Origin of the sequence: Microvirga sp. 2YAF29 (assembly GCF_052114605.1) — a bacterium.
Taxonomy (GTDB): Bacteria; Pseudomonadota; Alphaproteobacteria; order Rhizobiales; family Beijerinckiaceae; genus Microvirga.
Genome location: NZ_JBFRFB010000006.1, coordinates 93,268 through 107,858, shown reverse-complemented (window position 1 = coordinate 107,858; position 14,591 = coordinate 93,268). Strand labels below are relative to the sequence as shown.

The window sequence follows — 14,591 nt, the reverse complement described above, 5'->3', positions numbered from 1 at the left end:
AAGGGTCCCGCCCGATGCCAGGCGAACCCTTGACGTTTCAGATTTAGAGAAGCGCGCTTTCCTTCCGGCCTGAAAGGTGGAAGGCCGCATAGACGGCAAGCACGGTCATGGTCAGAAGAACGGTCGAGAGAGCCGATGCGGTCCCGTATTCGCCGTCCATGACCGAGAGGTAGATGCGGACCGGCATCGTGATCGTGCTGCCCACGTAGAGCACGAGCGAGGATGAAAGCTCGTTCATGGCTGTCACGAAGCTCATGAGCGCGCCTGCCATGATGCCGGGCAGGATGAGTGGCACCGTCACCTTGAGGAAGGCCTTGCCGGGGGAGTAGCCGAGACTCACCGCGGCATCCTCCAGGCTCGGGCTCACCTGCTTCAAGGCAGCGGCGACGGATCTGGCGGAATAGGGCAGGCGGCGTATGAAAACGGCCATGATGATGATCAGGCCGGTTCCTGTCAGTGCCAGCGGCGGATCGTTGAATCGCGTGATGAACGCGATACCCATGACAATTCCCGGCACCACATATGGCACCATGAGCAGCGCATCGAGCGTTCCCGTGGCAATGTTCGGACGCCGCGAGATCAGGTAGCCGATCAGAGTGCCGGTGATCACTATAGCGACGACTGCGGCAGTAGAGAAGATCAGCGTGTTCCAGATCGGCGCCGACAGGTTAGAGACAACCTTCTCATAGCTTTGCAAGCTCAAACCTGGTTGGAAAACCGGCCCGCTGGTTCGGCGGAACGAGAAGAGAACCACGATGATGGCCGGTAGGGCGCCGGTGAGCACGATGGTATAGGCCAGAACATGAAGTCCGAGGCTCTTAAGGCCGCCGACTGGCGTGCGTTCCGGCTTTTTGATGAGATTGCTGTGATAGACGTTCTTGCGCAGAACCCAACGCTGACCGAACACGACGATCATGGACAGAATGATCAGCACGATGCTTAAGGTTGAGGCCATGCCGGGATTGCCGCCGACCTCGCTGCTGTAAAGGTTGAAGGCCTCCGTTGCCAGCACATTGAAGTCGCGCCCGATAATGCGTGGTGTTCCGAAGTCGGCGATCGACAGAATGAAGGTCAGGAGAGCGCTCGCCGAAATCGCCGGCAGGATCAATGGAAACGTAATCTTGAAGAGCCGCTTCGTTGGCGATACGCCGAGGCTTTCCGCAGCCTCTTCGACCGAGCGGTTGATAGAGGCGAGCGCCCCCGATGTCAGCAGGAAGACATGCGGGAAGAATTTGAAGGTGAAGACAAGGATCACGCCAAGGGCACCGTAAAGCGGTGGTATGGAAATCCCGATTGTCGCAAGTCCCTTGCGCACGACGCCGCTTGCACCAAACAACACGATCCACGCATAGGCTCCGATGAACGGCGGAGACACAAGTGCGACCACGGCCAGGGTCTGAATCAGCGCCCGGCCATAGATGTGAAATCGTGTCGTGATGAAGGCGAGCGTCACGCCGAGAATAAGAGCGCCGGTCATGCCCCCCAGGCCTGCAAGGAGAGTATTGAGGATGGCGCGCTGATAGACCTTGGTGGTGGCAATTTCTACATAATGCGTGAGCGAGAGCGCGCCGGTCTCGTTATCGATCAGGCTGGCGCGCAGAACCGAGGAGAGTGGCCAGATCAGAAGAATGATGAGAATGACCCACGCGGCAATGAGCACGAAGGTCCAGATATCGAAGCGAGCCCGCCTTCTCATCATGCCTGCCCCGCATCGATCACGTCGCCATTCTCGCGAAAAAGAACGATCTTCTGAAGCGGAAGCCTTACATCGACCTGACGCCCTTCCATCGCGATAAAGTCGTGCGCCGGGTCCGCTACCTGGGCGACGATCTCGCCGGCATCGGTTTTGAGGGTGTAGTGAGCCTCGCGCCCGAGGAACGTGACTTTCTGCACGATACCCTTGAGGGCGATGGCCTCACCATCATATGGCATGCCGGCGAGCAGCACATTCTCCGGACGAATGGCGACTTCAACGCCTCCCGGCGTCGCCGGATAGGCAATCCTGTGGCCGCTGATAAGCAGGTGCCCGTCCTCAATGACTCCCGGCAGGAGGTTCATGGTGCCGACAAATGTCGCCGCGAAACGGCGCAGAGGCTTCCGGTAGATCTCGAAAGGTGTGCCGATCTGCTCGACATTGCCTTTATTCATCACGCAGATGCGGTCCGAAACCGCAAGAGCCTCTTCCTGATCATGGGTCACGTAGATGGTCGTGATGCCCAGCCGTCGCTGGATGTCGCGAATGTCTTCGCGCAGTTCGATACGCAGCTTCGCGTCGAGGTTCGAAAGCGGCTCGTCCATCAGAAGAAGCGTCGGGCGGATGGCCATGGCGCGGGCAAGGCCGATGCGCTGCTGCTGCCCTCCTGACATTTCCGCCGGCAGGCGATTCTGATAACCCTCAAGCCGAACCATCTTGAGAGCCTCGGCCACGCGGGCCTCGATCTCAGACTTTGGTAGGGACCTGGCCTTGAGGCCGAAGGCAACATTGTCTGCAACCGTCAGGTGAGGGAATACGGCATAATCCTGAAAAACCATGCCGATATCACGCTTGTGGGCAGGCTTGTGGTCGATGCGCTCGCCATTGACGATGATCTCACCGCGATCCTGGTGCTGGAAGCCCGCGATTGTCCGCAAGAGCGTAGTCTTGCCGCAGCCGCTAGGGCCCAGAAGGGTGAAGAACTCGCCGGACGCAATCGCGAGATCGATGCTCTCCAGGACGCGTACGTCCCTATAGCTCTTGGCCAGCCCCTGGATCTTCAAATCGGCCACACACGGCTCCCTTGTTCGTATAATTCAACTTCGACGGGGCACGACTTTACAAAAGTTGCCGCCTTCAGCAACATACTATTACCTGGCTAACTAAATCCATGGGAGGATTACGTGTTGAAAGTCGGACTGACCGCGGGCGTGCTGCTCGCTTCCTTTGCTACTGCGGCCTTGGCCCAGGATAAGACTGTCGTGGTCTACACCGCCCACAAGGCCTCCATCGTCGATGCCCTGGTCCCGAAATTCGAGAAGGACACCGGAATCAAGGTTGATGTGGTGAAGGCCGGTTCCGGCGACATCATCAAGCGCGTCAAAGCGGAGTCTTCCGCGGCGAAGGCCGATGTGATCTGGAGCATCGGCGGCGAGCAGCTGGAGGATAACAAGGACCTCCTGGCGACCTACAAGCCGAAGGAAGACGATGTCCTCCTTCCCAACTACAAGGTGAGCCCGGAATGGATCCCCTATACCGGCATCCTTCTGGTCATGGCTGTGAACAACAAGGAACTCAAGCCCGCCGATTATCCGAAGAGCTGGACCGATCTCGGTGACCCCAAATGGAAGGGTAAGATCTCTTCCGCGCGTGCCGATACCTCCGGCTCCAGCTTCCAGCAGCTTGCGACCGTTCTCATCGCCCATGGCGACAAGGGGTGGGACGTCTACAATAAGTCTCTCGCGAACATCAACCTGTCCGATTCCTCGGGTGCCGTTGCTCGCTATGTGAACGATGGCGAGGCGCTCGTAGGCCTGACCCTCGAAGACAACGCCCTGGATTACGTGAAGGGCGGCGGCAACGTTGCCATCGTCTATCCGGAGGACGGCTCTTCCACCGTCGCCGATGGCGTTGCGCTTGTGAAGGGCGCTCCTCATGCGGAGAACGGCAAGGTGTTCATCGACTGGCTTCTTTCCAAGCCCGTGCAGGAACAGCTCGTTTCCGAAATTGGACGCCGCTCCGTCCGCAAGGACGTCACCGGTGCAGGCCTTAAGCCGATGAGCGAGATCAAGCTGGTCGAGTATGACATCAAGAAGGTCGCCCAGAATCGGAGCGATTGGGTTGCCAAGTGGAAGGCAGCTCTGCAGAACCGCTGAGCTTTGCATTCATAAGGTCTAACGGCTGTCATGCTGATCGAGGCATTCACCGAGGCGAAGGATCCGTCCGCGCCTCACACCAACGAGGACCGTCTCGTGATCCTGCCGGGCCGCGCCTATGCGGTCATAGACGGGGTCACGGACCGCCTCGGAACGCGCTTCGATGGAATGCTCTCCGGTCAGTATGCGGCCATGACCGTCCAGCGCGCGCTCGAGCATCTGCTGAGCGCGCCTGATGGATCGGACGATCCGGTTGCCATCGTCAACGCGCTGACGGCGGCGCTGGCTCCCGTCTATGAGAAGCATGGCATGGCCGAGAGGGCTCAGGCCGACTGGAATTTCCGGATTTCGGCTGCCCTGGCCCTTGTGTTGGTCCGGCGTGAAACCGTGGATGTGCTCCTCGTGGGTGACAGCGGTGTTCGGATCAATGGTAATCACACCATTCGGGTAGAGAAGGATCTCGACCTGATCACCTCGCTTCTGCGCCGCCAGGCTTGGCCTGTGATCGGGCGCAAGGTCTCGGACCCTGAGAGGCACGAGCAGATGTCCCGTCAGGTGACTTGGCATGGTACGCAACAATCTCTGGAGAATGTAGCCGGAACGCTCGATGCCGATGACATGGCCGTCATCGAGAGCCGCGCTATTGCCGCCAATCTCGAAGCCCTGCCGCATGTGTCCAGGGCGGATATCGAGAACCTCGTACGCGGCGGAATCGTGAATGCCCAGGGCGGCTATCAGAACAATGCCTCTTTGCAGCTCGGATATCCTTGCCTGGATGGCTTCGAGGTGCCGCAGCACATGCTCAAGATCGAACAATTTTCCTGCTCGGATGTGAGAACGATCGAAATCTACTCAGACGGTTACTTCAAGCCCGGAAACGGCTTCGGCGTCGCGGCCTGGGAAAAGGCATTCGCCGAGGCAGAGCGCGAGGATCCAGCAAAGGTCCTTCTGTACCCTTCCCCCAAAGGATCGACAGCCTCCCTCTGGGCCGACGACAGAGCATATCTCGGCGTCAGATTCTGACGCTTTGCGTCGGCGCCTTCGTTGGAAACGAAATGTTGCAACGATTAATCGGGTACAAGTGACCCGTTTGTATGAAGCGTCCGAGCTCTGACTCCGCAAGAACTTGCCAGGCTTGACCTCATTCAGGAGACGCTGCCTAACGATCAGGCTGATACTCGCTGGATAAAACATGCTAAATTTTGCGGCGCAGCGGGGTCGCAGATGCCACAGCATGTCCCACCGGCGCACTCTTTAGGCACTGCCGACAGAAGGCAGGTCACTGCACTCGCGTATGATCTCGTGGGTTCAACCCGCCTTGCGGAGCGCCTCGATCCGGAAGATATGCACACGCTCCTTCAGAGCTTCCACGCCATGTGCACCGCCGCCATCGAGGAGACCGGCGGCAAGGTCAACCGTTACATCGGTGATGGAGGCATGGCTTATTTCGGGTATCCCACGGCTTACGAGAATGCCGCGGAACGGGCCATCCATGCAGGACTCGCCATTGTAAAAGGTTGCGCGCAGCTGGGGGTAACCGTATCCGGCAGCAGACACGCTCTAAGCGTCCGCGTCGGTATCGCCACCAGCAAGGTCGTGGCGGGGAATATGACGGGAGAGAGAGGATTCGGAGCCGACGAGGTCGTCGGTATTGCGCCTCATCTCGCGGCTCGCCTTCAGGCTGCGGCGGCACCGGGCTCGGTCCTTGTCAGTAATGCGACACACAGACTCGTCGGCACCATGTTCCGGTTCGGGGGGATACATGAACTCGAATTGCCGGGGTTCACGCATCTGCAACAGGCTTGGACAGTCCTTCGCGCCCGACATCCGCAGACGCGCTTCGAGGGGCTGCACTCGCGCGGTGTCACTCCTTTTCTTGAGAGGAAAGCGGAGTTCGCCGAACTGACCGATAAATGGCGTCTCGCGCGGAGCGGACAGGGACAGGCCGTTATTCTGATCGGCGATCCTGGCATAGGTAAATCGCGCGTGGCGGCTGAAATTCGTACAGTTCTGGCCCACGAGGCTGCGACAGCGCTAAGCCTCCAATGTTCGCCGCTTCATGCTCTGACGCCACTATATCCTATAAGGTCGCTCCTTGAGCGTAGGTATCTCAATAACACTGACGAGCGGCAGGGTTCGACCGAGAAAGGATTGAGCCGCCTCCTCAACATGCCCGTGCTGTCTTTCCCGGAGGCAGCGCCCGTTCTCAATCATATCCTCTTTTCGTTCCAGGATGAGGCAGATTTTGGCCAAGGTCCTAGATCGACAGAACAGCTCAAGGAAGAAGCATTTGCGACGTTGATCGAGATCGTCGCGCGTCTGGCGAAACGCGGACCGCTTTTGATCATATTCGAGGATACACATTGGATCGACCCAAGCTCGTCGGAACTGCTCAACCGCCTCATCGTACGCATCACGGATCTGCCGGTTCTTCTGCTTATGACTGGGCGCCCCGTGGACTCAGTTCTGCAGCAGGCGGATTCAGAAAATGTGACGAGGATCGACCTTTCTCCTTTGGGAGAAGAGGCCGCGACTGCCCTCATCAAACACGTCGCCGGCGCAGCGCCTCTCGAGTTGAAGGAACTGCGACATATTCTTAATCGGGCAGAAGGAAATCCCTTTTTCCTGGAAGAGCTGACAGTAGAACTTCTTAATCGAGATCGGGATTTTGACGATGCAAGCAGTTTGCCAACATCGCTTCAGGATATTCTGGCATCTCGGCTTGATCAGTCCACCCTAGGGAAACAGATCGCGCAGACTGCCAGCGCTATCGGGCGCACCTTTCCTGCCGATCTTCTGCGGCAAGCAACACGCCTCGATGAGAGAGACGTCAATTCTGGACTGGATCGATTATACGAACTTGGGGTCATTACCCTTGAACAGGAAGTGCCACAGCGCTCCTATAGTTTCAGGCATGCTCTTCTGCAGCAGAGTGCCTATGACAGTATGCTGAAGACAACCCGCCAGGCTGTTCATAGGCAACTTGCCCAGGTTCTGGAAACAGCCTACGCCGAGCCTGAAATCCTCGCGCGCCATTTCACCGAGGCTGGACTCCCAAGGGAGGCGATTGACAAGCTTCAACAGGCCGGCAAGCGAGCGGCATCGCGGTCCGCCAATCTGGAGGCGATCAGTCTTTTTCGACGCGCTTTGTCCCTCGCGAGCGAGCTTGAGCCGGGGCAGGATCGAACCGAGATCGAACTCGATATATATTTGGCTCTCGCTCCGCTGCTTATCTCTTTAGCCGGACCCGGTGCCGAAGAAGTGCAAGGCCTCTATAGACAAGCCATAGCGCTCTCAGATTCCATACACGACTATCGCCGCTTTACGGCATATTGGGGATGGTGGAGGACAGCCTCGAATTTCAAGAGCATGCGAGAACGTGCGGATCAATTATCCATTATCGTCCAAGACCTTTCCGATCCGCATTTGTCCTTGCAGGCCCATCATTGTCAGTGGGCCACCCTCTTCATGCTCGGCGAACAGAGGCGGTGTTGCGAACATGTGGCTGAAGGGCTCGCGCTTTACGATGCGGTCGAGCATCGACACGACGCCATCCTTTATGGAGGGCATGATCCCAAAGTCTGCGGTCTTGGCGAGAAGGCATTGTCGCTTTGGATACAGGGCTTCTCCAGACGCTCCCAGGCCGCCATCAAGGCCTGCGCACGGCACGCTGCAGCGCTGGATCACCGGGCCAGTAAAACGCATTTCGAAGAGGCGGAGATCAACCTTCTACGCTACCGCCGTGACATAGAAGCCGTCAAACAGCGCGCCATGAGAATGCATCGGTTCGCTGATGAGCTCGGCTTCAAGGATATCGCTGCGAAGGCTGAAATATTTGGTGGGTGGGCAGTCGCGCTGAGCGGCAGACATGACGAAGGCATAGTAGAGATCGAGCGGGGCCTTGCGACACAGCGCCTTATCGGCACGCAGGAGGATTTCCCAGCTTATCTGGAGATGTTGGCGGAAGCCTATGGCCTTGCAGGCAGGTTCTCGCGCGGTCTCGAAGTCATCGAAGAGGCCACCCAAATCGTTGATGAAACCAATCTGCGTTACTGGCTTGCCGAGCTCTTGCGGCGAAGGGGGGAACTCTTCTTTTTTCTCGGAAGGAATGATGAGGCGCTACGATGCTACGATGAAGCTGTTTCCACCGCTGAGTCTCAAAACGCGAATGCTCTCTGTCTGCGTGTCGCCATCAGCAGCTCTCCTGTTTTCGTCGAGAGTGGCTTGCATCATGACGCTGTTGCGCGACTTGAGAAAGCAATAGCGAACCTCCCGGAGGCTGCGCCGACGGCGGATAGGTCCTTGGCCGTGAACTTGTTGAAGAGATTGCGAGAAGCCGCATGAGTGTACCGCCGGCCTTGTTGTCGAAACTCTACCTTCGTGGAACTCACCGCGCAGTCGAGCCGGCAATAACGTTGGATCGACTGCGCCCCATGCTCGGCGCATTCGGCATCGCTCGGGTTGCGGATATCACGGGTCTCGATTCCATCGGAATTCCGGTCGCAGTCGCCATACGGCCCGGTTCACGCTCAAACATTACCTCGCAGGGAAAAGGATTGGATCGTGCAGCGGCGAAGGTTTCCGCCATCATGGAATCCATCGAAGCCTTCTGCGCGGAGAGTGTGCAGGGTCCCTTGATCTGGGCTCATGCCAGCGAGATGCGAAAAGCCGGAAGGAGTATCATTGATGTCAGGAACTTATCCTTTCACCGAGGTGCCCGCTTTTCTGAGACGACCCGCATTCTTTGGTTCGAGGGGCGCCAGCTCCTCACTGGATCGGGGTGTTGGCTCCCCTTCGAATGCGTCCACACAAATTTTACTCTTCCAAGGCCTGCGGGCAGCGGACACTTTACCGCAAGCACCAATGGTCTCGCTTCCGGCAATGACGTGCGTGAGGCTATCGTTCATGGCCTGTGCGAGTTGATCGAACGCGATGCGCAGGTTCTTTTTTCGCTCGACCCGGCATGTCTCGAGAGTCGGCGTCTGGATCTTGCGTCGATGGATGAACCGGATGCCCTCTCCATTGTGACGAAGATCACTGCGAAAGGTTTCGTGGTGGCCGTATGGGACTTGACTTCGGATATCGGCATCGCAGCTTTCAAATGTCACATCATGGAGCGGCGCGGCGGCCCGGGTCTCATGCCTTTGCCTGCCGAAGGGCACGGCTGTCATCCAGATAAGGGCATCGCACTTTTGAGAGCGCTCCTCGAAGCCGTTCAATCCCGCGCGACAATCATCGCCGGCACACGGGATGATACAGGTCCCAGCCTCTATGAGCGCTTCGACGATATGGAGGAACTGAGCAGGTGGCGCGAACGGATCGGTTCCGATAAGGCGAGCCGCTGTTACAGCGACATTCCTCATGCCTTTCATGCAACAATCGATGAAGATGTCGATTACATCGTCCAGCGCCTTGAGCGAGTTGGAATCAGTGAAGTCATTGTCGCGGACCTGCTGCAGGAAAGTTCCGCTCCGCTTTCCGTCGTTCGCGTCGTCGTGCCGGGACTCGAGGGGCTTCTTGAGCCGGGCGTTGTTCTCGGGAGAAGGGCTCGTCTGCATATGGGACGGGGATCGTGAGCATTGTCATCTTTTGCGGGCCGACAATCTCCGCCGCGGAAGTGCGTGAGCATCTCGACGCGATCTGCCTTCCACCCGCTGGGTATGGTGATGTCATCAGAGCAGCAAAACTGACGCCGCGGCCGTGCGTCATTGCCATCATCGACGGAATGTTCCGGTCTGCTCCGGCAGTGCGACATAAGGAAATTCTCTGGGCTTTATCCGAAGGGATACACGTATTCGGGGCTGCCAGCATGGGGGCTCTCAGAGCCGCCGAACTCTGCGACCACGGCATGGTTGGCATCGGATCAATTTTCTCGGACTACCGAAACGGGAAGCTTGAGGATGATGACGAAGTCGCCATCGAGCATGGGCCGAGCGAACTGAATTTTATGCCGCTGAGCGAAGCGATGGTCGATATCAGGGCAACAGTCGATGCGGCTGTGCGGCATGGAGTCATCGACAGGACTTCAGAAGAATACTTCCTCAATCAAGCAAAGCGGCGATTTTATCCCGAGCGGTGTTGGGAGGAGCTTTTCAAGTGCGCTCGAAACTCTGTCCTCGATGGCACAATGATTGATGCCCTGCAGGCTTGGATACCGACTGGGAAGGTATGTCGCAAGCGCGACGATGCAATTGAATTGCTGACAGCCATCCGAAGCTTCATGGCATCTGACCCACCGCCTTTCACGTCAGGATTTTTATTCGAGAGGACCGATGTCTGGGATCTAGATTACGAGGCTGCGAATACTTTTCCCAAATCCATTGCGAGCGAAGTTGATGCGCTTCCGGTGGACGACGTTCTCGATGAGCTTCGTCTGTCGCCAGCTGACTACATGATTGCCCAGAGGGAGGCACTGCTCCGTGTCCTCTCCATTCGGGAGGCGCAGCGTCACGGAGTTGCAGCTGAACAGGAAGAGAAGGAGAATGCCCTGCGGGAGTGGCTTCGAGAGCGTGGCATGGGCCTGCAGGAGGCTCTTGAAAAGAGCGGGCTGGATGAAATTGGACTAGGTCAATTTCTAAGTGATGAGGCGCTTGTCCGTTGGACCGCAGAAAGACTCGATCCTGTCACTCAAGAAAACCTTCTCGGCGCGCTGCGCTCTCATGGCACGCTTGCCCCGTTTATCCAACGTGCCCATGCCAAGCGGCAGGCGCTGCGAAGCATCGGAAAAGAGGGATCGACGACGCAGACAAGCGCGCAATCCCCGGCCGCCATGCTCGGCTGGTTCTGGCGCAGAAAGTTCCCGGGGCAGATGCTGATGATGTCGCCCGCAATGCTGGCACAGAAACTGGGATTTTCCGACGTATCCGCCATGAATAGAGCGCTTCTTCGGGAGTATCTCTTTAGCGATTGGTCAAGGCGTAAAAGTACTGCACCTGATCGTGTCGATTGACTTAAGCGCGGGCATTACCTGAAATACGCTGGCAGCAGGAGGTGGGCCAATGACCGATCTGGTCGAAGTCACACGGAAGAGACCTGTTCCGGCTGACTTGAGCTACAGCCCCTCTCGCATCACTCTCTATGGTGTTCCCATTTTCGCACTCGAACTGGGAGAGCAGGGAACAATCGTCTGCACCCCGGACCCTCCCCATCCGAAGCGTACCTTGGCTCTGGTTTATGGATTTTGCTATCAGGGGCATTGCTACTCATTGCCGGAGCCCGTGATCGTCCTCGTTTCAGGGCCAGGGGATGATGCGAAAGGATGTGGGTGGGAGGATCAAGGTTACTTTTCCTGGGATGTCGATAAGCTCGCTCCGACCATCCAGTTGCAGGTCCAAGGCGACACGTTCGAGCAACTGATCCTCAACCGCAATATCAACGTGGCCAAGCAGCCGGTCGCCTATTCCATCGCTCATCGAATGGCGCATCGAAGCGGGAAGCTGACGGAGTGATCTGAGGGAGCATCGTGATGGTGGCGGTTTTCGGATTTTTCTCTGGGGCCATTGATGAGACGCACGAGCTCAGATCGCCCGCTTATGTCCGCACAGCCTGCACTCATGTCGATGCGCGATATTTCAGGGTGAGACTCATCGCTCCACGATGCGATTCTCTTCTCGGTCGCGTCTCTGCCAATATCCGAGGGGCCGAGTGTACCATCGAGCGCATCGCTTTTCCTCATTATGAGGATCTCTGGACAAAGCGAGGTGTGCCGAAGATTCCGGAGAAATTTATTGATGGGCATGTGAAAGGAACGATTGTCGATCTCTACCGATGTCTGCCGGAGTACCAAACCTGCGACGGTAGGAGCGAAGCAGACCTGCTTGAGATCAATCCTCCTGTTTCCTCCGTTGGATTCATTGTGGACGTCCGTCTTTTTATCGATATGTTTCGGCCTGGAACGATGATCAAGGGCATTGTCGCCCTCAGCGATGACGATGACCTTTCAGCGAAACGCAGGCGTAGCGCTCGAGATGTCGATGCCTCTCCAGCGGAAGATGGCACCGAACTCGCCGACATGGCGGTCGCCGGAGATGATACGGCAGGCATCGATAAGAGCCGAGCCGAATGATTCAAAGCTCATCTGGTCAGGAGACATGGCTTGCCAGGATGAGACAAGACAGCGTCCGAAGATGTCCCGTGCTTCGACAAGAGCTGCTTTGAAGGCAAAGTGACGGTTCGCGTAGTGGCTCGCGAAGGCCTCGGAGACATGGTGCGCCGCCTCACCCATCTCGTTGGTTTCGTAAGCAAGCTCCCACAGATCGCGCGGAATGAGACCGCGCTGCTGGAGCTCTGACGCGTAGAGATAAGCGATGATGTCGAAGCATGCCCCGGTGAGAGGACGCGACACGTCATGAGGTTCGGATCCCACTTCCCACATACGCGCATTGTTGCTGGCGATGCGGATCTGCTTCGTATCCGATACCTCGGCGAGGCGGTTGAGCTCATTGAGCGTGTAGATGTTGCCGCGGCACGCGCGTAGCAATCTATCGAGCACGCTGTCGAAATGCAGCAGGCCGATCAGGGCCGTGACGTCTGCGCAGGCCTCATGAAATGCGCGGAACATGAGCGGCAGCTGGCTGGTGGTGGGAAATCCCACCAATGAGAACAGGATGGTGTGCCCGATTTCATGGGCGATAACATCGAAATTGAGGCCGTAGGAGTGGGTGATATCTTCGGCCGAAGAGGGTCGGCCGAACTCTATATAGCCGTAACCGGATTGTGCATTGTCCCAGTCAATCAAAGGAATGATCTCAAGGCGCGGATAGTCATGACGGAAAGGCCATTCGATCTTCCGTCCGAGATAGCTCTCGAAGATATCCAACACCCGGCGGACGGAGCCATACATGTGGACAGCCAGAAAATCGCGGGATCCGGGAGTCAAATACGCGAAATGACCGTTGGCGTCAGGTGCAACAGGAGGCCTGATCGGGCCGAGATAAGGTGGGAGATAAGGGAACGCATAAGGCTCATCCTTGCCGATCGCGTCGATGACATACATCCGATCATCCGCCGGGCCTGGTCCGACGCTTCCGGCGGGGGGCGACAGCCAAACGACTTCGGGCTCCGTGAAACCGGATAGAAAGGGCGCCTGCGGGAAGAGGAGCACACGTGTTCCAAAATCCCGCTCTCGATCAGAGTAATAGAGCACCATGGGTCTTGGCGGGTGGTTGGTGGAATCTCGCTCTACAAAGTGATCCTAAATTGCCTCGCATACAATTTGCTCTTAAGGGGCACGCCTCTTAGCTTCTCCCCATCGTGTAGAACTCGTCATTGGGTCTCATATTCGTGACATTGGCCAAGCGGTTCGACATCCCGAAAAAGGCCGCGATGGCGGCGATATCCCATGCATCCTCCTCGCTGAAACCGTGCGAGGCCAACAGCCCCATATCGGCACCGTTGACGGCATATGCCTCGAAAGCCACTTTCATAGCATAATCGAGCATCGCTTTCTGCCTGTCCGTGATATCGGCCTTTCGGTAGTTGATCGCCACCTGATCGGCAATTAGAGGGTTCTTCGCTCGAATGCGCAGGATGGCCCCGTGGGCAATGACGCAATATTGGCACTGATTGGCATTGCTGGTGGTGACGACAATCATCTCACGTTCGGCTTTCGTGATGTTCCCAGGTTTGTCCATGAGGGCATCGTAATAGGTGAAGAAGGCGCGAAATTCGTCGGGACGCCGGGCTAGGACGAGGAATACGTTCGGAACGAAGCCCGACTTTTCCTGCACAGTGAGAATGCGCGTGCGGATATCATCCGGCAGGTCAGCGATTTCCGGTGTTGAGAATCTGCTTATCGGCGCCTTGTTCACGATATCTTCCCTCCTGCCATTTCGCTGAGCCTCTACTGGGTAGGCGGCTCGTTCGCGTGCCAGCTTATTCGGCTTGGCCTGGGCGAACAACGCGCTAAAGTATGAGGGCAGGAGCAAAAGCCTATGACCGCACAGCAGATCATCGCCGATGATTCCATTCTGGCGCGCCAGGACAAGGACGGCGTCGTGACTCTGACGCTGAACCAGCCGGGCCAGTACAATGTGCTGTCGGAGAGAATGCTGCGTGCCTTGCAGGAGAACCTGGACGAGCTTGCGGTGGATGAAAGCATTCGATGTGTCGTCATTGGCGCGGCAGGGAAGGCATTTTGCGCAGGGCATGATCTGAAGCAGATGCGCTCCAATCCACGACAGGAATATTATGAGAACCTGTTCGAGCAATGCAGCCGGGTCATGCAGAGCATCGTGAATCTGCCCGTTCCGGTAATTGCCCGTATCCATGGCATGGCGACTGCGGCTGGATGCCAGTTGGTCGCCTCCTGCGACCTCGCTGTTGCAGGTGAGAGCGCCACATTTGCCGTCTCCGGTATCAATGTAGGCCTCTTCTGCTCCACACCGGCAGTGGCCCTTTCCCGGAACGTGGCGCCCAAGCAGGCTTTCGACATGCTCGTGACAGGGCGCTTCATTTCAGCTGCCGAGGCTCTCTCCTACGGGCTGATCAGCCGTATGGCCCCGGATGCAGAGCTCGACTCAACCGTTGCCGCCTTGACGGATGTGATCTGCTCCAAGAGCCCTGTCGCGATCCGCACCGGAAAGGCCATGTTCGCCCGCCAGCGCAGCATGGGCCTGGAGGATGCCTACGCCTACGCTGGTCAAGTGATGGCCTGCAACATGATGGCTGAAGATGCGGCGGAGGGGATCGATGCCTTCATCGGCAAGCGCAAGCCGGAGTGGAAAGGGCGGTAATTACGGCTC

General features: G+C 57.5%; 11 protein-coding genes. 7 read left to right on the top strand and 4 right to left on the bottom strand.

Annotated elements, in window-relative coordinates:
* Positions 1-43: 43 nt before the first annotated feature.
* Complete coding sequence (locus AB4Y85_RS10110) at positions 44-1,699, bottom strand: ABC transporter permease (RefSeq protein ID WP_441984761.1); 1,656 nt, start codon at positions 1,697-1,699, stop codon at positions 44-46.
* Entirely contained in the window at positions 1,696-2,766 is a 1,071-nt protein-coding gene (locus tag AB4Y85_RS10105) for an ABC transporter ATP-binding protein (protein ID WP_441984760.1), read from the bottom strand. The genes AB4Y85_RS10110 and AB4Y85_RS10105 overlap by 4 nt, the downstream gene beginning before the upstream one ends.
* 111 nt (positions 2,767-2,877) lie before the next feature.
* On the opposite strand from AB4Y85_RS10105, the gene AB4Y85_RS10100 reads away from it, so the two are divergent.
* The 6 genes from AB4Y85_RS10100 to AB4Y85_RS10075 all read left to right on the top strand — a co-directional run bounded on the left by AB4Y85_RS10100 (position 2,878) and on the right by AB4Y85_RS10075 (position 11,297).
* Positions 2,878-3,849, top strand: a complete 972-nt coding sequence (locus AB4Y85_RS10100) for an extracellular solute-binding protein (protein ID WP_441984759.1) — start codon at positions 2,878-2,880, stop codon at positions 3,847-3,849.
* A 30-nt stretch (positions 3,850-3,879) separates the two neighbouring features.
* Positions 3,880-4,872 carry a hypothetical protein gene (locus AB4Y85_RS10095; protein ID WP_441984758.1) on the top strand — a complete coding sequence of 331 codons (993 nt, stop codon included), beginning with the start codon at positions 3,880-3,882 and terminating at the stop codon, positions 4,870-4,872.
* A 201-nt stretch (positions 4,873-5,073) separates the two neighbouring features.
* Positions 5,074-8,193, top strand: coding sequence for an ATP-binding protein (locus tag AB4Y85_RS10090; protein WP_441984757.1), 3,120 nt, complete (start codon positions 5,074-5,076; stop codon positions 8,191-8,193).
* Complete coding sequence (locus tag AB4Y85_RS10085) at positions 8,190-9,425, top strand: YcaO-like family protein (RefSeq protein WP_441984756.1); 1,236 nt, start codon at positions 8,190-8,192, stop codon at positions 9,423-9,425. Before AB4Y85_RS10090 ends, AB4Y85_RS10085 begins: the two co-directional genes overlap by 4 nt.
* The gene (locus AB4Y85_RS10080) at positions 9,422-10,798 is read left to right on the top strand and encodes a TfuA-like protein (protein ID WP_441984755.1); all 1,377 of its coding nucleotides are present in this window, start codon (positions 9,422-9,424) and stop codon (positions 10,796-10,798) included. Before AB4Y85_RS10085 ends, AB4Y85_RS10080 begins: the two co-directional genes overlap by 4 nt.
* A gap of 49 nt (positions 10,799-10,847) precedes the next feature.
* Entirely contained in the window at positions 10,848-11,297 is a 450-nt protein-coding gene (locus tag AB4Y85_RS10075; protein WP_441984754.1) for a hypothetical protein, read from the top strand.
* 491 nt (positions 11,298-11,788) lie between these two features.
* On the opposite strand, the gene AB4Y85_RS10070 is transcribed toward AB4Y85_RS10075, so the two are convergent.
* The gene (locus AB4Y85_RS10070) at positions 11,789-12,844 is read right to left on the bottom strand and encodes a hypothetical protein (protein ID WP_441984753.1); all 1,056 of its coding nucleotides are present in this window, start codon (positions 12,842-12,844) and stop codon (positions 11,789-11,791) included.
* Positions 12,845-13,085: 241 nt separating this feature from the next.
* Complete coding sequence (locus tag AB4Y85_RS10065) at positions 13,086-13,658, bottom strand: peroxidase-related enzyme (protein ID WP_441984923.1); 573 nt, start codon at positions 13,656-13,658, stop codon at positions 13,086-13,088.
* A 123-nt stretch (positions 13,659-13,781) separates the two neighbouring features.
* Between AB4Y85_RS10065 and AB4Y85_RS10060 the strand changes: the two genes are divergently transcribed.
* Positions 13,782-14,582, top strand: a complete 801-nt coding sequence (locus tag AB4Y85_RS10060) for an enoyl-CoA hydratase (protein WP_441984752.1) — start codon at positions 13,782-13,784, stop codon at positions 14,580-14,582.
* The last annotated feature ends 9 nt before the right edge of the window (positions 14,583-14,591 follow it).

Excerpts from the sequence above, each read along its gene's own strand:
- AB4Y85_RS10110 (WP_441984761.1), bottom strand. The coding sequence starts at position 1,699 with ATGATGAGAAGGCGGGCTCGCTTCGATATCTGGACCTTCGTGCTCATT.
- AB4Y85_RS10095 (WP_441984758.1), top strand. The coding sequence starts at position 3,880 with ATGCTGATCGAGGCATTCACCGAGGCGAAGGATCCGTCCGCGCCTCAC.
- AB4Y85_RS10070 (WP_441984753.1), bottom strand. The coding sequence starts at position 12,844 with ATGTATGTCATCGACGCGATCGGCAAGGATGAGCCTTATGCGTTCCCT.
- AB4Y85_RS10060 (WP_441984752.1), top strand. The coding sequence starts at position 13,782 with ATGACCGCACAGCAGATCATCGCCGATGATTCCATTCTGGCGCGCCAG.
- AB4Y85_RS10075 (WP_441984754.1), top strand. The coding sequence starts at position 10,848 with ATGACCGATCTGGTCGAAGTCACACGGAAGAGACCTGTTCCGGCTGAC.
- AB4Y85_RS10090 (WP_441984757.1), top strand. The coding sequence starts at position 5,074 with ATGCCACAGCATGTCCCACCGGCGCACTCTTTAGGCACTGCCGACAGA.
- AB4Y85_RS10085 (WP_441984756.1), top strand. The coding sequence starts at position 8,190 with ATGAGTGTACCGCCGGCCTTGTTGTCGAAACTCTACCTTCGTGGAACT.